Source organism: Kribbella sp. NPDC056951 (assembly GCF_042674205.1).
Lineage (GTDB): Bacteria > Actinomycetota > Actinomycetes > Propionibacteriales > Kribbellaceae > Kribbella > Kribbella yunnanensis.
On the sequence record NZ_JBHUQZ010000002.1, the window covers coordinates 744821 to 761618 of the forward strand.

At 67.6% G+C, this 16798-nt stretch carries 10 protein-coding genes; all 10 read right to left on the reverse strand.

The window, feature by feature from the left end; all coding sequences use genetic code 11:
• Window positions 1-28: 28 nt before the first annotated feature.
• From ACFTSF_RS11090 to ACFTSF_RS11135, 10 genes are read right to left on the reverse strand one after another with little or no spacing between them, the layout of a single operon-like run.
• Complete coding sequence (locus ACFTSF_RS11090) at window positions 29-955, reverse strand: DUF1702 family protein (protein ID WP_380153670.1); 927 nt, start codon at window positions 953-955, stop codon at window positions 29-31.
• Window positions 952-1935 carry a DUF1702 family protein gene (locus ACFTSF_RS11095; protein ID WP_380153671.1) on the reverse strand — a complete coding sequence of 328 codons (984 nt, stop codon included), beginning with the start codon at window positions 1933-1935 and terminating at the stop codon, window positions 952-954. Before ACFTSF_RS11095 ends, ACFTSF_RS11090 begins: the two co-directional genes overlap by 4 nt.
• Window positions 1932-3230: a cation:proton antiporter gene (locus tag ACFTSF_RS11100; RefSeq protein ID WP_380153672.1), complete on the reverse strand. Its 1299-nt coding sequence runs from the start codon at window positions 3228-3230 to the stop codon at window positions 1932-1934. Before ACFTSF_RS11100 ends, ACFTSF_RS11095 begins: the two co-directional genes overlap by 4 nt.
• A complete protein-coding gene (locus tag ACFTSF_RS11105) occupies window positions 3227-4171 on the reverse strand; it encodes a DUF1702 family protein (protein WP_380153673.1) in 945 nt (314 codons plus the stop codon). Before ACFTSF_RS11105 ends, ACFTSF_RS11100 begins: the two co-directional genes overlap by 4 nt.
• Window positions 4168-5121, reverse strand: a complete 954-nt coding sequence (locus ACFTSF_RS11110; protein WP_380153674.1) for a DUF1702 family protein — start codon at window positions 5119-5121, stop codon at window positions 4168-4170. The genes ACFTSF_RS11105 and ACFTSF_RS11110 overlap by 4 nt, the downstream gene beginning before the upstream one ends.
• Entirely contained in the window at window positions 5105-10642 is a 5538-nt protein-coding gene (locus tag ACFTSF_RS11115) for a type I polyketide synthase (protein WP_380153675.1), read from the reverse strand. Before ACFTSF_RS11115 ends, ACFTSF_RS11110 begins: the two co-directional genes overlap by 17 nt.
• Window positions 10620-11516, reverse strand: a complete 897-nt coding sequence (locus ACFTSF_RS11120; RefSeq protein WP_380153676.1) for a thioesterase II family protein — start codon at window positions 11514-11516, stop codon at window positions 10620-10622. The genes ACFTSF_RS11115 and ACFTSF_RS11120 overlap by 23 nt, the downstream gene beginning before the upstream one ends.
• Window positions 11516-13225: an NAD(P)/FAD-dependent oxidoreductase gene (locus tag ACFTSF_RS11125; protein WP_380153677.1), complete on the reverse strand. Its 1710-nt coding sequence runs from the start codon at window positions 13223-13225 to the stop codon at window positions 11516-11518. The genes ACFTSF_RS11120 and ACFTSF_RS11125 overlap by 1 nt, the downstream gene beginning before the upstream one ends.
• Entirely contained in the window at window positions 13222-14904 is a 1683-nt protein-coding gene (locus ACFTSF_RS11130) for an NAD(P)/FAD-dependent oxidoreductase (protein ID WP_380153678.1), read from the reverse strand. Before ACFTSF_RS11130 ends, ACFTSF_RS11125 begins: the two co-directional genes overlap by 4 nt.
• Entirely contained in the window at window positions 14897-16708 is a 1812-nt protein-coding gene (locus tag ACFTSF_RS11135) for a tryptophan 7-halogenase (RefSeq protein WP_380153679.1), read from the reverse strand. The genes ACFTSF_RS11130 and ACFTSF_RS11135 overlap by 8 nt, the downstream gene beginning before the upstream one ends.
• Window positions 16709-16798: the final 90 nt, after the last annotated feature.

The window sequence follows — 16798 nt, forward strand, 5'->3', positions numbered from 1 at the left end:
CGATTGGGCGGTCTCGATGTCGCCCGCGCTAGGCGGCGAGGCTTTGCTCGGTACGCCGGCGCCAGATCTCGTAGACCGGTTCGACGCTGATCACGGGCAGGTCGTGGGCGGCCTCTTCGAGCGCGGCAGCCGCCTCCCGACCGTCCCGCCCGCAGTAGATCTGGCACGCCAGATCCGTGTGGGCGGCCGGGTTGCCCGCGTGTTCGCGTCCCCAGGCCGCGGTGGCGGCTCCGCGGGCCAGCTGCGGCTGGAACAGTCGCATCCGGTCCAGCAGCGACTGCAGTTGGCCGGGCTCGGCACCTCCGCCGTACGCCGATGCGAGGCCGACGCCGCTCCACAAGTCGGCGTGCCGGGCTACCGGGAATCCGCCGATCTGCTGGATCACCCGGTCGACCGAGGCGCCACCGGAGAACCACAGCGCCCGGCCGATGCCCTGGTCGAAGAACCGCCGGCCGTAGTGCGACAACCGGGTCGGCACCGCGTGCTGGTCGACGTACTTGCGCCGCTTGAAGAACGCCTCGTGGAAGCCGTATCCGTCGGCGGTCACCCAACCCAGCAACGGATCCAGGCCGGCGAGGTTGGCCTCCGGCGTACGGCGAAGTCGCGCATAGGCGAGTCCGACGCCGACGTAAACTGGGTAGATGTGAGCCGCCCCCGGGCCGTCGACGAAGGCCTTGAGCCGGTTCTTCCACGGCGCGACCGCGTCGAGTGCCGCAAGCCCCATCCCGGCGCCCTCGTAGGCGAAGCCCCGGAATTCCGGTTCGACCGCGTCGAGACGCCTCACGAGCGTGGACAACCGCGGATCCTCGAGGGTCGCGTGGTACCCCTCCATCAGGTTGATCGCCACCGGCGCGAACCGGTCCCACGCCGCCGGCGCGAATCCCGGCCGGGAGAACACCGCCTTGGCCGACGGGATCCCGAACATCCGGCGGCGCACCTGGCCGACGGCGCTCATGCGCTGACCTCCGTCGGCCGCTCGACCGGCGTACTGGTCCAGACGTTGCCGATCGCGTGCCGCCAGACCTCGTACGCCGGCTCGGGTCCGTCGTGGGTGAGACCGAGCCCGGCCCGATGGGCGAGTGCGGCGACCGCGTTCGCGTCCTGGCCCCAGATCACGTCACATGCGAGGTCGGTGTGTGGCGCGGGCTGACCGGACTGCTCGCGGAAGATCGACGCGATCGCGCTGCCGACCGCGAGGCTGGACCGATGCCGGCCCGCGGCCTCAAACAGCGTCACGATGGCATCGCGGTCCATCACACCGGCGGCGTACGCGCAGGCCACGCCGATACCGCTCCAGATGTCGCCTTGCCGGTCGGCCGGGAATCCGTTGATCGTGGCAATGATCCGCTCGACGTTCGCGCCGGTCGAGAACCACAGGCTGCGGCCGACACCCTGATCGAAGCCGCGTTTGGCGTAGCCCCGGACCGATCTCGGCACCTGGTGCTTCTCGACGGTCTCCTGCCAGGCGAAGAAGCTCTGATAGAACCCGTAGCCGTCCATCACCAGCCAGCGCAGCAGCGGATCCTGCTGCGCGAGGAACCGCTGCGGGCTGATCGGCACCCGCGGCAGCACGAGGCCCGCGCCGATGTAGATCAAACACCGGTACGGCGCGCCCGGGCCGTGGATGAACGCGGGCAGCCGCTTCTTGAACGGGAACAGGCTGTCCAGCAACATCAGGCCCATGCCGGCACCCTCGTAGGCGATTCCGCGGAGCTCGGGCTCGATCGAATCCAGGTGCGGCACGAGCACGCTGTGCCGCGGGTCGTCGAGGGTCTCGTAGAAGCTGTCGACCAGCGTGCGCGCGACGGGTTCGAAGGTGAGCCAGGTCTTGTCCATGTCCTCCTGGGCGCCGAACCGCTCGGCGGCCATCTTGGGGAACGCCTCGGCGGACAGCGGGAAGGCCGGCTTGAGCAACTTTCCGAGTGGCAGTCTCATCGTTCTACCGCAACCTTGGCGGGAACAGCGGCGCCGATGAAGTCGTTCTCCGGCTGCTTGCGGAACCGGCCGTAGAAGGCGTTGAAGAGCGGCGTCGCCATCAGCGTCGTCACGATTGCCATCAGAACGAGGATCGTGAACAACGTCGGCGTGATCAGACCGGCTTGGAGCCCGATGTTGAGCAGGATGAGCTCCATCAGCCCGCGCGCGTTCATCAGGCTGCCGATCGCGAGCGACTCCCGCTGCGACTCCTTGTTCAGCCGTGCCGCCAGGTAGCAGGCTCCTCCCTTGCCGAGGATCGAAGCAGCCAGGATGACCACCGCGATCGCCAGCAGGCCGATGCTGTTGACCAGTCCGATCTGCGTGTTGAGACCGGAGAAGACGAAGAACAACGGCAGCAGGAAGTTCGTGACGAGCGGTTCCAGCGAGCGGCGGACCTCGACCGCGATCACGCCGCGCGGCATCGCCACCCCGAGGATGAAGGCACCGAAGACCGCGTAGATCCCGACGAAGTCGGTGTACCAGGCCGCGCACATCAGCAGCATGAGGATCACGGCGAGCATCGGCGAACTGACGCCACCCTGCCGTTCCGCCCGCGTGCCGAGGAATCGCTGCAGCAGCCGCCGGCCGGCGGTGAGGACGAAGACCCCGTACAGCGCACCGCCGCCGATCGCGAGGAGGGCGAGCATCGGGTCGTTCTTGAAGACGGCCAGTACGACGGCGAACAGGCACCACGCGATCGCGTCGTCGGTCGCACCGGCAGCCAGCACGAGAGTGCCGAGCGACGTGCCGGCCAGCTTCCGGTCGACGATGATCCGGGCGAGCATCGGGAACGCGGTGATCGCGATGGCGACGCCGACGAACAGCATCGCCTGCCAGTCCTTCACTCCGGTGGTGAAGTACCTGCCCTCGTCCTGCACGAGCATGAGTGCCACGAGCACGCCCAGCACCAGCGGTGTCAGGACTCCGGCGAGCGAGATCGAGACCGCGCTCGGGACCCGGTGCCTGATCAGGTTCGTGTCGAACTCCAGACCGACGAGGAACATGTACAGCACGATCCCGACCTGGGCGGCCGCGTAGATGATCGTCATCGACGGACCTTTGGGGAACAGGTCCTGTTGCCAGTGCGGAGCGAGTAGTCCGAACAGGGACGGCCCGAGCAGGACCCCAGCGATCATCTCGCCGACGACCTGCGGCTGCCCGATCTTGCGGGCCAGCAGACCGACCACCCGGCAGACAGCCAGGATGATCGCGAGCTGAAGGAACATGTGGATGGCCAACTGCGATTGCGTCATGTCTGATCCCCCTGGGACGGATTCGGGAACTGGGAGCGGATGCGCTGCCGCCAGAGTTCGTAGGCGGGTTCGATGTCGTCGTCCGGGAGGTCGTCCAGTGCGTTCCGGGCGATCTCGGCGGCTTCCTGACTGCTCAACCCGCAGATCACGCGAGAGGCGAGCTCGACGGTGTCGCCGGGGTTGCCGACCTGATGGCGTGCGCGGGCGGCGACGACGACGCCCTCGGCCAGTCGCGACAGGTGCCGACCGGCCAGCGCGCGCAAGGTCTCGAGCGACTGCTCGTCGACGCCGCCGGTGTACCCGCAGCCCAGCCCGATACCGGCCCACAGATCGCCCTGCCGGTACGGCGGGAATCCGTCGATCGTCGCGTGGACCCGCTTCGCATCGGCACCGGTCGCGAACCAGAGGCCACGCCCGAGACCGTGATCGAACACCCGCAGGCCGTAGCCGCTGAGGTGCCGTGGCGTGGCTCGCTCCTGCACATGCCGGCGGTAGGCGAAGAAGCCTTCGTGGAAGCCGTATCCGTCCAGCACCGCCCAGCCCATCACCGGGTCGTCGAGGCGACGCCGGAACGGCTCGGGATTGCGGTGCAGCCGGGCCAGGCCCATGCCGGCACCGAGGTAGACCGCGAAGATGTAGTCGCGCGCGGGCCCGTCGACGAACGACCGGGTGCGCTGTTTCCACCGCAGTACGTCGTCAAGGGCGGCCAGCGCGATACCGGCGCCTTCGTAGGCGAACCCGAGCAACTCCTCGGGATACGCGTCGAGCTTGGCCACCAGCTTGTCGCGCCGCGTCATCAACGTCAGCTCGCAGCATTCGGTGACAGTGAAGACCACCTTGCTCAACCGCTCGGTCGTAGGTCCGTCTCCGCTGGTCAGGACCGGGACATCGGTCGGTGTGACTTCGAAGACCGGTCGCAGCAGAGTTCCCAGGACGCTCATGCCGGCTCCCCCAGACTCTGCCCAACGGAACTGAACACGACCTCCAGCCGCTCCTGCAGTACGCCGTACGCCGGCCGGGCCGGGCTGTCCGGCAGATCCTTGAACGCCTCGTCGACATGCGCGGCCGCCTTCCGGCTGGTCATGCCGCACAGCACCTCGCACGCCAGCTCGGTACCGGGGATCGGGTTGCCGGCGCGGATGCGGCCTTTGGCGACGAACGCCGTACCGACTGCGACGCGGGCGAGATGCCGGCCTGCGGCGTCGCGCAGTTGCTCGACCGTGGCTCGATCGACACCACCGACGTACCCGCAAGCCACTCCGACGCCGAGCCAGAGGTCCGAATGCCGATGTGCCGGGAACGCCCCGATCGCCTGCGCGATCTCATCGATGTCCGCGCCGGACGCGAACCAGATGCTGCGTCCGACGCCCTGGTCGAAGACGCGGCGGCCGAAGGGCGACAGGTGCGACGGAACCCGCTGTGCCTGGACGAACTTGGCCGGCTTGAAGAAGCCTTCGTGAAAGCCGTAGCCGTCCATCACCAGCCAGCGCAGGGCAGGGTCGGGCAGCTTGGCCAGGAACGGCTCGGGTTTGCGTTTCAACCTGCCCAGCGCTTCGCCGGCACCGATGTGCACCATGTAGATGTGCGGCCGGCCGGGGCCGTCGAGATACCGCTCGAACCGGGACCCGGGCAGGAACAGGTCCATCCCGGTCAGGCCCATGGCCGCGCCCTCGTAGGCATAGCCGCGGAACTCCAGCGGGGTCTGGTCCAACCTCGGGATCAGGTCGTCCAGCCGGTGTCCGTCCAGCACGGCGTGGTAGCCGCCGACGGCCGATCGGACCACTGTCTTCAGGTGGTTCCAGTTCGGCGTATCGCCCCGGCTGAACCCGGTGGCTTCGCGGTCCGGCACACCCATCACCACGCGACGCAACCGGCTAAGAAGCTGGCTCATGATCCATCCCTTCTTCGCGCTCGAGCTCGGCGAGCAGCGCTTCGAGCTCGTCGGGTGAGGCCTTGGCGAGAAGCTCCTCGAGCTCGTCGTCGCTGGGTTCCGCCGCAGCGGGTACGGACTCCGGCTCGTCGGCCGAGGTCGCCGCGAGATCCAGCCGGGGCAGGATGCGGGCCGCGAGGTCGACGACGCTGACGCCCTGGAGAAGGTCGAGTACCGGGACGTCGACGCGGAGCATGATGTCGATCCGGGCCTTCACCTCGACGGCCATCATCGAGTCGATGCCGAGATTGCTCAGGTTCTCCACGTCCCCAAGCTCGGCGGCCTCGAGATTCAGGACAGTGGCCGCGATGTCGCGCAGCAGGTCCCTGAGCAGGTTGGCCCGCTCGTCCTCGGGGGCTTGCCGGATGCCGTCCAGAATCGAGTCCGCATCGACGGCTGATTCGGACGACTGTTCGTCGCCACTGCTGATGCCGAGTTCGGCGAACATCGGCGGAAGCTGACCGGCAATCGCGGCCGCCCGGGCGGCCGGCCAATCGACCGTGATCGCCACCAGGTGGGCCGGGCGCTGGCTGAGGACTCGGGCCAGGATCTGCGTACCTGACTCCGGCGTGATCAGGTCGATCCCGCGCCGCGCGTACATCTGCTCGAGGTTCAGCTTCTCGACCATGCCGATCGACCACGGACCCCAGCCGATCGTCAACGCCGGCAGACCTTGCCGGCGGCGGTGGGCGGCCAAGGCGTCGAGGAAGGCGTTGGCAGCCGCGTAGTTCGCCTGGCCCGCCGACGCGATGACGGAGCCGGTGGAACCGAACAGCACGAAGAAGTCCAGCGGTACGTCGGCGAACAGCTGGTGCAACAGCCATCCCGCCCGCAGCTTCGGCCGCATGACCCGGTCGAAGGACTCTCGCGTCATCCGGACCATCAGCTCGTCCTCGACCACACCCGCGGTATGAATCACGCCGCTGATCGGCGGCCGGTGATTGCGCTGATGATCGTCGTACCAGGCCTGCAGCTGATCCTCATCAGCCGAGTCGACCGCGACACACGACACGGTGGCGCCGCTCGTCTCGAGTGTCAGCAACTGATCGATCAGACCGCGCTGTGGGTGGTCTACCGGGAGGTCACGCCAAGTGTCCCGCGACGGTACGGCGGTCCGCGCCATCAGGACCACGTGCCGCGCACCGCGATCCACCAGGAAGCGGGCAACGAGAAGCCCGAGCGTTCCCAGTCCGCCGGTGACGACGTAGCTGCCGTGCGGCCGCAGCCGGACCGGGAAGGGCGGGGTCAGGTTCGTACTCGGCGCGAGCCGCGCGACGTATCGCCGATCGTTGCGGTAGGCAACCTGATCCTCACCGGCGGCCGAGTCGATCTCCTCGATCAGCCTCGCCGAATCATCGGAGGGCCCGAGGTCCACGAGCCCGCCCCACAGGCTCGGGAACTCCTGGTGGCCGACCAGGCGGCCGATCCCCCACAGCGGGGCCTGCGACACCGCAACCGGTCCACCCTCGATCGGTTGTGCCTCGCGAGTCACCAGCCAGACCTGCGCGAGCTGGTGGTTGAGCTCGGCGGCCAGAGCCTGCATGAGGTAGAGCACCGACACCGACCCGAGCTCCTGGCTGCTCTCCAGCGAATCCGCCGAGAAGTCGTCGCCGGACGGTGCGTCCAGGCTCCACAGATGCACGACCTTGCCGACCGAGACTTCCTGTCCCAGCTTGCGGAACAACGCCTTGTACTGGTCGGCGTCCGCCGGATTCACGCTGTAGGTATCAGCCGCCGTCTCGGTCAGTTCCGGTACGTCGTCATGTTCGACGGTGATCACGTGACGACCTGCGTCGCGCAACCGCCGTACGGCGTCACCGGAGGAGTCGGTGAACACGATCCAAGCGGCGGAGTCAGGCTCCGCGGTTGGCGCCGGCTCGAGCGGCTGCTCCCGCCAGGCCAACTCGTGCAGGTTGCGGTCCAGACGATCCAGGCTCTGACTCGACGCGGCCTGCAGCGACTGTGCCCGGAATCCACGGATCTCGGCCAGTACAGTCCCGTCCGCGTCGCACAGAGCCAGATCGCTGACGACGACCCGGGCATCGGCCTGAACCACCTCCGCGACCACGAACATCTCGTCGCGCGGCGACTCGTGGACGGCGATGCTGTCGACTCCGACCGGAAGGTACGGCGTACCGAGGCCCTCGGTCTGTGGAGTCGCAGCGGTCAGCAACACCTGGAAGGCCGCGTCGATCAGCGCGGGGTGGAATCGGTACGACGACAGGTCGTCGCGGATCTGCTCCGGGACGGTGATCCGGCCGACGGCAGAGCCCGGCCCGCTGATGATGTCCTGCACCGCCTGGAACACCGGGCCGTACTCGAAGCCCATCTGCCGGGACCGGTCGTAGAAGTCGTCCCGCGGCACATCGCGGTCACAGCCGGCGCGAGCGGCAGCGAGGTCCCGGCGTACGGGCTTCGTCGTCCGCCTGCCGAGCTGGGCGGTCGCATGGATCGTCCAAGTACGGTCGCCCGACGGCGTGGCGGTATAGCCGGCGATCTCGACGCGCCCCGACTCCTGGTGCAGAGTCGTCCGCAATCTCGGGTCAGCGGTCTCCGGGAGTACCACGGCCTTGCGGAACTCGAGATCCTCGACCGTGTAGCAGGCATCGCCGTACACCTCGTGAGCGGCCGCCAGCGCCATCTCGATCATCGCGGCGCCGGGGACCAGGGTCGTGCCCTGGATCCGGTGATCGGCCAGGTACGGCAGCACGCCGACACCGAACTCGCGCTCCCAGGCAGGCTGGCTGCCACTGACCCGCTGACCGAGCAGCGGATGGACCTGCGTGTAGTGCCGGTCCTCGCGCGCCTCGACCGATTCGTTCCAGTACCGCTTGGCCTGCCACGGGTACGTCGGCAGCTGGATGTGCCCGCCGTCGTCGTAGAAGGTCTCCCACTGCACGTCCTGCCCGTGGGAGTAGAGCGACCCGAGCGAGCTGAGCAGAACGTCGTGATCAGCCTCGTCGCGGCGCAGCGACGGCACGACCAGTACGTCGGCCTGCTGCTCGGCGGCAAGTTCCTTCATCGAGCCGGCGAGCACTGGGTGCGGACCGATCTCGAGGAAGTGCGTGTAGCCGTCGGCAAGCATCTCCCGGAACGCGGACGCGAAGAGCACGGTGGCCCGGACGTTCTGCCACCAGTAGTGCGCATTGACGCTGCCGCCGTCGATTCTGGTCCCGGTCACGGTGGAATACAGCGGAACGGTCGCCGGCTGGGCCTTCAGATCCGCGAGTCCGGCCAGCAGGTCGTCGCGCAGCGGATCCATGCAGTGGCTGTGGTACGGCACCTTCACGGTGAGGAACTTGTGGAAGACACCGAAGGTCTCCAGTTGCGCGGCCATGCTCTCCAAGATCACCGCGTCGCCCGACAGAGTGACCGCGGACGGACTGTTGACCGCGGCAACCGATACCAACGGGCCCGCGTCCGCGACAGCCTTGTCGAGAGTCTCCGGAGTCAGCCCGACCGCGAGCATCCGGCCGGTGCCGGTCGCGCGCTGCTGCAGGCTGCTCCGGTAGTAGTTCACCTTCACGGCGTCCTCGAACGACAAGACACCGGACAAGTACTGCGCGGCGACCTCGCCGGTGCTGTGGCCGACAATGCCGTCGGGCTCGATCCCCCACGTCCGCCACAGCTCGGCCAAACCGACCTGGACGGCGAAGTTCGCCGTCTGCGCGATCCTCGTCTCGGCCATCTGCGACACGTCCTCGGCGGCGAGCATCTCGTCGAGCAGCGACCAACCGGCGTACTTGCGAAGCTCTTCGTCGCACCTCTCGACCGCGGCCCGGAACACCGGCTCCGTGGTCAGCAGTTGCCGGGCCATCGCCCACCACTGTGGGCCCATGCCGGAGAAGACGAACGCGAGCTTGGGCTTGGCCCCTGCGGGTGACCGGCCGGAGGTCACCGCCTTCGTGGCGCGCCCGGCACTGAACTCACGCAGGTACTTCGTGACATCAGCCGGCGTCGATGCGACAACCGCAAGCCGGTGCTCGTGGTGGCTGCGGCGAAGGCCGGTCGTGTGCCCGAGATCCAGCAGGTGTACGGCGTTCTCGGACAAATGCTCGGCCATCGTCGCGGCCGCGGCCGTGAGCGCCTCGGGTGAGCGAGCCGACAGCGGCAGCAGGTAACGCCCGTCGTGCGAGCGGCGGGCCGGGGCCGGCTGGGCAGGCGGTCCCTCGAGGACGACGTGCGCGTTGGTGCCGCCGAATCCGAACGAGTTCACCCCCGCGAGGCGACGAGCCGACGCTGCCGGCCAGTCACCGAGCTGGGTCTGAACCCGGAGCCGGAGCCGCTCGAAGTCGATGGCCGGGTTGGGATCCTCGAAGTGCAGCTGGCCGGGGATCTTGCCGTGCTTGAGTGCCAGCGCGGTTTTGATGAGTCCTGCGACACCGGCCGCGGCCTCGAGGTGACCGATGTTCGTCTTCACCGACCCGATGACCACGCGGTCCGCGGCGGCACGGCCCTCGCTGAGCACCCGTCCGATCGCACCCGCCTCGATCGGGTCACCGACAGGTGTCCCGGTTCCGTGAGCTTCGACGTACTGGACCTCGTGGGGTGCGATATCAGCGCGCAGGTACGCCGCGCGCATCGCCGCAGCCTGCGAGTCGCCGTTCGGCACGGTGATGCCGTTGGTATGCCCGTCCTGCGAGACCGCGCTCCCCCGAATCAGTGCGTAGATCGGGTCGCCGTCACGTTGCGCGTCGCTCAGCGGCTTGAGGACCACGACACCGGCACCCTCACCGCGGGCATATCCGTTCGCGGACGCGCTGAACGCCTTCGACCGGCCGTCGGGTGCGAGGAATCCGCCCTTGGACTCGGCGATGGTCATGTTCGGGGCGATCATCACGTTCACGCCGCCGGCCAAAGCCATCGAGCACTCGCCGTTCGCGATCGCCTGCGCCGCCAGGTGTACGGCGACCAGCGAACCGGAGCACGCGGTGTCCACCGCCAGGCTGGGGCCCCGGAAGTCGAAGGAGTACGACAGCCGGTTGGCCAGCATCGTCATCATCATGCCGGTGGCCGAATGCGTCTGAAGCTCGTAGCGGCTGTAGATGCCGTAGTTCTGCAGCAGTTGGTAGTCGAGGGTGAAACCGCCCATGAAGACACCGACATCGGTTCCCGCCAAGGACTCGGGGACCTGGCCGCCGTCCTCCATGGCCTCCCAGGCGACCTGCAGCAGCAGGCGCTGCTGCGGATCCAGCCAGATGGCTTCACGCGGCGAGATGCCGAAGAACTGGGCATCGAACTCGTCGATCCGGTCGAGGAACCCGCCGTGGAACGTGCTCATCTTGCCGAGCTTGCCGCCGGCCGGATCGTAGAACTTGCCCGTCTCCCAGCGGTCGGCCGGCAGGTCCCGGGTGGCGTCGACTCCGTTGCACAACAGGTCCCAGAAGGCGCCTGGGCTGTTCGCACTGCCGGGGAAGTGGCAGCCGATTCCGACGATCGCGATCGGGTCGCGGGATCGGTCAGCCGGCGATCGATCGGTCATGGCCGGGTGCTCCTTCCTTGATCAGGGCGGTGGCCCCGAGGTCGCGGACGAGTTCGGTCAGCAGCAGGTCCTGCGCGCTGTGCAGGAAGAAGTGCGAACCGGGGATCATCGCCAGCCGGAACGGTCCGGCCGCCTGGTCGCGCCAGGGCTCCAGATCACTCCGGCCGACCCGCACGTCCTGATGCCCTCCGAAGACGGAGAGCGGCATCCGGAGCGGTGGCTCGGCGCCGTACTCGTAGGTGTCGCACAACTCGAAGTCGGCCCGCAGAGTCGGTAGCAGCGCGCGCATCAGTTCGTCGTTCTCGAGAACCTGTTGCGGCGTCCCCTCCTTGAGCAGAACGGTCTTCAGCACCTCGTCCGGCAGGTGGTAGATCTTGATGTTCGGGTTGGCCAGCTGCGGAGCCCGGAACGCCGCCAGGAAGAGATGGGCGGGCTCGGGATCGCCGGCGCTCCGCAGCCGCCGGGCGAGTTCGAACGCGACGAGCGCGCCCATGCTGTGCCCGAAGAACACGAACGGCAGATCCAGCTGGGGACGGATGGCGTCGTACAGCGCGTCGATGACCGGAGTCATCCGCCGGACCGGTTGTTCCCCCACCCGGGTCTCGCGGCCCGGCAGTTGCGCCGCCCACACGTCGACATCGACCGGCAGCCCGTCGGTCCAGCCGCGGAAGATCGAGGCACCGCTTCCGGCGTACGAGAAACAGAACAGCCGGAGCCGTGGGGCGTCACCCCGCGAGAAGCGGACCAGCCACGGCGTGTCGGCGACGGCCGGCTCGGCGCGCAGCCGAGCAAGCAGCTGTGCGCGTTTGTCGGTCGGCAGGCGAGTGATCCGCTCGTGGAGCAAGGAGCCGTCAGGGAGGGCGTTGGCAGTCATCAGCGGTCTCCGGTACTGGTGTCGGCGGTCGGCCTGAGGGTGATCCAGCGGTCGTCGACCGGGTTGGACAGTTGCTCGGCCTGGTAGACCTCGATCAGGGACATCAGGACTTCGTCCTTGCGCCAGCGCTGTGCCTGCTCCTGCTTCGCAAGGTGATCCGGATCGGATTCGAACTCTGCGAGCACCGTGGCGATCATCTGGCCGGACAGCTGGTCGATGAACCGGACGTTGGCGTCGAACCGTTCCTGCAGATCGGTCTCACCCAGATCGGCGGTCATGCCGATGTGCAGCTTGGGCATGAAGTCGAAGTCGTAGAAGCGGGTGAACGATGCCTGGTCCGGCGATTCCTTGTCCACGGCGCCCCACTCGCGGAAGAAGCGCTGAACTTCCTTGCTGTTGGTGCCGAAACGGGCCAGCCCTTCCAGCAGGCCGGGGTGATCGGCCAGCACCCGCCATTTGTCCTGGAAGTAGAGCAGCCCAGGTACGGCCCAGTAGACGGCCGTGTCCCAGACCACCTTGCAGGTCATCACCCGGGCGTTGCCCATCAGCGGATACTGGTTCTCGTAGATGGTCAGCCAGCCGTCGGTGAGCAGGAAGAACACTGTGTTGTGGATCGCCGCGGTCTCCTCGACGTCCTCGCCGTCGAGCGCCCGGCCGACCAGGTCCGCGATCAAACCGTTGCTGATGGCAATCAGATCCAGCCCCGGGGAGTAGAACGGATCCAGGAACACTCCGGCTTCACCGGCCAGGCACCAGCGGTCGCTGGAGAACACCTGTTCGCTGCTGTAGGCGTAGTCCTTCATGATCCGGAAGTCCTGCAGCTTGTCGCGGTGCTCCTCGATCATCCGCGCGCACTGCGGCTCGTGGTCGGTGAGCCACTCCATGGCCCGGTCGAAGGTGTTCAGCTCGCCGAACGGGTGCACGTCGGCGTCGGTGACGATGCCGATGCTGATCGCGCCGGAGCCGAGCCGGATCAGCCAGACCCAGTACCCCGGTCCCATCAGGTGATTGGTGGACAGTTCGCGCCGGCCTTCGACGATCCGGCCGCGCCAGTCCGGGTCGTCGGACCATCGGTCGATGTCGATCGGGTGGGCGATCCGGAACCAGACGGCGTTCGCCCGGTGTCCGACCTTCTTCGCCAGGCCCAGCTTGCGTTTCAGTAGCGCGCTCCGCCCGGTCCCGTCCACGACCCACTTCGCCTGGATCTCGCCGACCGCCTCGTCGGCGTCCCGAACGGTGACCCGGTGGTGGTCGGATTCCGGTGCGAGGTCGACGGCCTCGACCTTGACGCCCGACACGAACTGAACGCCGCCGTCGGCGAGCATCCGGCCGAGCGCGTTCTCCAGCCGGCCCCGGTCGAGCTGGTAGGTGCCGACCGCGCCGGGCGGGCGCACCGAGTGGCCGAGCTCGACTCGGCGGGTGATGTCGTCGTTCCCGTTGTGGGAGAAGAAGACCCGGAGCCCGAACTTGTCGAGCTGCTCGGTCCGCAGGTGTTCCTGCAGGCCCAGAACCTGCCGCAGGTAATACCCGGCGATCTCGACGGTGGACTCGCCGACCTTGTGGGTCGTCTCCGGCACGGGGTGGCTCTGCCGTTCCAGTACGGCGATCCGCGTGCCGGGCCGTTGTTTGTGCAACTGCAGGGCCAAGGTCAGTCCGGCCACTCCCCCACCGAGGATCGCGACATCGACCTCGGTGGGCAGGCCGGTCACGAGCCCACCGTCGCGGGTTCGCTGCCCAACGTGATCCAGGCGCTGTCGATCGGGTTGATCGATTCGTACTCATGGAACCGCTCGACGACCTCCTGCAGTAACTCGTCGCCGCGCCACTTGCCGATCTGCTCCTGAGCCATGCCGCGCGCTGCGAGCTGGTCGATGACCGTCGTGACCAGCTGACCGGCGAGCTGCTCGAGCAGGATCACGTTCGCGGTGAACTGGTCCTCGAGCTCCTCGTCGGGCAGGCCGGCTGCCATCCCGTTGTGCAGGTCGACGATCCAGTCCAGCAGCGAGTAGGGGTCGGCGAAGGTGTTCGAGGCCGGCTCGCAGTCGACGCCGTGCCACTCGCGCAGGAACTGCTGGACCCGGGTGTGCAGCTCCCAGGTCCGTTGCAGGTTCCCGAACGCGCGCGGGCTGTCACCGAGCCGGCGGAGCTTGTCGTGGAAGAACAGCAGTCCGGGGACAGCCCAGTAGATGATCGTGTCCCAGACGACCTTCGCCACCATCACCTTCGGGTTGCCCATCAGCGGGTACTGGTTCTCGTACGCGACCAGCCAGATGTCGCTGAGCACGAGGTACACCTGGTTGTGGGCAGCGGCGATGTCCTCGATGTCCTCACCGCGGCGGTCCCGGACGACGAGGTCGGTGATGAGACCGTTGCTGATCGCCATCAGGTCGCCGCCGGACGAGTACAGCGGGTCGATCGAGACCCCGGCCTCACCGGTCAGGCACCAGCGATTCTCCGAGTACACCTGCTGACAGCTGTAGGCGTAGTCCTTCATCACCCGGAAGTCCTGGATCTTCTCGCTGTGCTGCCGGACCTCCGCACCACACTGCGGCTCGTGCGCATCCAGCCAGTCGAGAGCCCGATCGAGGGTGTTGAAGTCCTGGAACGAGTGCGCGCTGTCCTCGGCGACGATCCCGATGCTCGTCGACCCGGAGGCGAGCGGGATCAACCACACCCAGTAGCCCGGACCCATCAGGTGGTTGGTCGACAGCCGCCGCTGACCGTCGCAGACCCGGTCCTGCCAGGCCTCGTCGGTCGACCAACCCTGGACGTCGACGGGGTGAGCGATTCGGAACCAGACCGAGTTCGCCCGATGGGCGACCGGCTTGGCCAGATCGAGCTTGCGCTTCAGCAGGGCGGCCCGCCCGGTCGCGTCGACGACCCACCTCGCCGCGATCCGGTGCGTACCATCGTCGTCCTCAACCTCGACGACATGGTCGCTCTCGTCCTCGGCGAGTTCGGTGCCGAGCACCTTGCCGTGGGCGAACCTGACCCCGTGCTCGGCGATCAGCTCACCGAGGTGGTTCTCCAGCCGACCGCGGTCCAGCTGGTACGACGGCAGCGGGGCCGCCGCGATCTGGCCGTACTCGACCCGGTGCGCGATCTCCGCGTTGCCGTCATGGCTGAAGAACATCCGCAGGCCGAACTTGTGCAACTGGTCGTTGACCAGGTGCTCCTCGAGCCCGAGCACGTCGCGCAGGTAGTGCGCCTGGACCTCGACGCTCGACTCGCCGACCTTGTGCGCGGCCTCGGGGACCGGGTGCTGCTTGCGCTCGATCACCGTGACCTCGAGATCGGGGTCGGTCCGCTTGAGTTGCAGGGCAAGGGTCAGTCCGGTGATCCCGCCGCCGAGAATGGCGACGTCGTACCGGCCGGCGATGTCAGGCATAGGTCACCTCTTCGATCTGCTGTTCATGGTTGTTCGCGCCGCTGCGGCCGAGGACCATCCAGCCCTCGCTGGTGGGGTTGCGGCGACGCTCCCGCCGATAGGCGGCGACCAGCTCGCCGATCAGTGGATCGCGTTGCCACGCCTGGATCTGGGCGACCACCTGGTCGTCGGAGTAGCGGTCGCCGTGGGCATCGATGACAGTGCTGATCAGCTGACCCGCCAGCTGCTCGAACAGCCGCGTGTTGGCCGAGAACCGCTCGGCGAACTGCGCGTCGGACAGATCGTCGGCCATCCCGCCATGCAGATTCACCATGAAGTTCAACGGGGAGTACAGATCCACGAACCGGGGTTCGAGCTCGCGGTCGTCGATACCGGCCCACTCGCGGAAGAACGCCTGTACGCGGTTGCTGACATCGGTGAGCCGGGCCAGGTCGTTCGCGACCGTCGGGCTCGTCGCGACGGTGCGGAACTGGTCCTGGAAGAACAGCAGGCCGAACACACCCCAGTAGAAGGCGGTGTCCCAGATGACCTTCGAGCTCATCACCCGGGCGTTGCCCATCAGGGAGTACTGGTTCTCGTAGATCGCCAGCCAGATCTCGGTGATCCGCCGGAAGAGCGAGTCGTGGATCGCCGCCGCGGCCGTCACGTCCTCGCCGTCCAGTGATCGCCCGACCAGGTCGGCGACCAGGCTGTTGCCGATCGCGATCAGGTCCAGCCCGGGCGAGTACAACGGGTCGAGGAAGATCCCGGACTCGCCGGTCAGGCACCACCGGGCGCGACCGTCGAACACCTGGTCGCAGCTGTACGAGTAGTCCTTCATGACGCGGAAGTCCTGCACCTTGTCGAGGTGCTGCCGGATCTCCGCGTGGCACTGTGGTTCGTGCTCGGCCAGCCAGCCGAGTGCGCGTTCCAGGGTGTTGAACCCGTCGAAGCTGTGCCGGTTGGCGTCGGCGACGATGCCGATGCTGATCGACCCGGAGGCCAGCCTGATCAGCCAGACCCAGTACCCCGGCCCCATCAGGTGGTTGGTCGACAGCTCGCGCCGGCCTTCGACCCGTTTCTGCCAGTCAGTGTCGTCTGTCCAGGTGCTCACGTCGATCGGGTGACCGACCCGGAACCACGCTGCGTTCGCCGCGTGGCCAACCGCTTTCTGCAGACCGAGCTTGCGCTGCAGCATGTGGTTGCGCCCGGTGGCATCGACCACCCAGCTCGCGGTGACCTCGCGCTCCTCTTCGCCGGTCGCCACCCGAAGGTGGTGGGGTGTGCGCTCAGCGTCGAGGTCGACCTGCTGGACTCTGCTCCCGGTCACGAGCTCGACGCCCTGCTCCGCGCACAACCGCCCGAGCTCGTTCTCGAGGCGACCTCGGTCGAGCTGGTACGTGGCGTGCGGCGGAAACACCGAACTGCCGAGCTCGACGCGCTGGGTGATGTCGGTGTTGTCGTGGTTCGAGAAGAACATCCGGAGGCCGAACTTGCGGATCTGCCGGGTCTCGAGATGTTCACCCAACCCGAGGACGTCCCGCAGGTAGTGCGCGGCGATCTCGACCGTCGACTCCCCGACCTTGTGCGTGGTTTCCGGCACCGGATGCTCCAGTCGTTCCACCACGAGCAGGCGGATACCAGGGCGTTGTTTGCGCAGCTGCAAAGCCACCGTCAGGCCGGCCACGCCGCCGCCCATGATTACCACGTCGTAATGGTTCGGGCCTGCGGTCTCGGCGGCAGGCTTGGCTTTTAATGCCTCGACCAGTTGAGCCCGCTTGTCGGCGGGCAAATCAGCAATCCGGACTCGGGTCTGTCGCGTCATCGCATCCCCCTGTAGTCATCCTGATAACAGGCTGAGGCGAGGCGATTACGCGGGACTTACCTGATTTGGAAGGTAGCGGTTTGTATACCG

Excerpts from the sequence above, each read along its gene's own strand:
- ACFTSF_RS11090 (WP_380153670.1), bottom strand. The coding sequence starts at position 955 with ATGAGCGCCGTCGGCCAGGTGCGCCGCCGGATGTTCGGGATCCCGTCG.
- ACFTSF_RS11095 (WP_380153671.1), bottom strand. The coding sequence starts at position 1,935 with ATGAGACTGCCACTCGGAAAGTTGCTCAAGCCGGCCTTCCCGCTGTCC.
- ACFTSF_RS11100 (WP_380153672.1), bottom strand. The coding sequence starts at position 3,230 with ATGACGCAATCGCAGTTGGCCATCCACATGTTCCTTCAGCTCGCGATC.
- ACFTSF_RS11105 (WP_380153673.1), bottom strand. The coding sequence starts at position 4,171 with ATGAGCGTCCTGGGAACTCTGCTGCGACCGGTCTTCGAAGTCACACCG.
- ACFTSF_RS11110 (WP_380153674.1), bottom strand. The coding sequence starts at position 5,121 with ATGAGCCAGCTTCTTAGCCGGTTGCGTCGCGTGGTGATGGGTGTGCCG.
- ACFTSF_RS11115 (WP_380153675.1), bottom strand. The coding sequence starts at position 10,642 with ATGACCGATCGATCGCCGGCTGACCGATCCCGCGACCCGATCGCGATC.
- ACFTSF_RS11120 (WP_380153676.1), bottom strand. The coding sequence starts at position 11,516 with ATGACTGCCAACGCCCTCCCTGACGGCTCCTTGCTCCACGAGCGGATC.
- ACFTSF_RS11130 (WP_380153678.1), bottom strand. The coding sequence starts at position 14,904 with ATGCCTGACATCGCCGGCCGGTACGACGTCGCCATTCTCGGCGGCGGG.
- ACFTSF_RS11135 (WP_380153679.1), bottom strand. The coding sequence starts at position 16,708 with ATGACGCGACAGACCCGAGTCCGGATTGCTGATTTGCCCGCCGACAAG.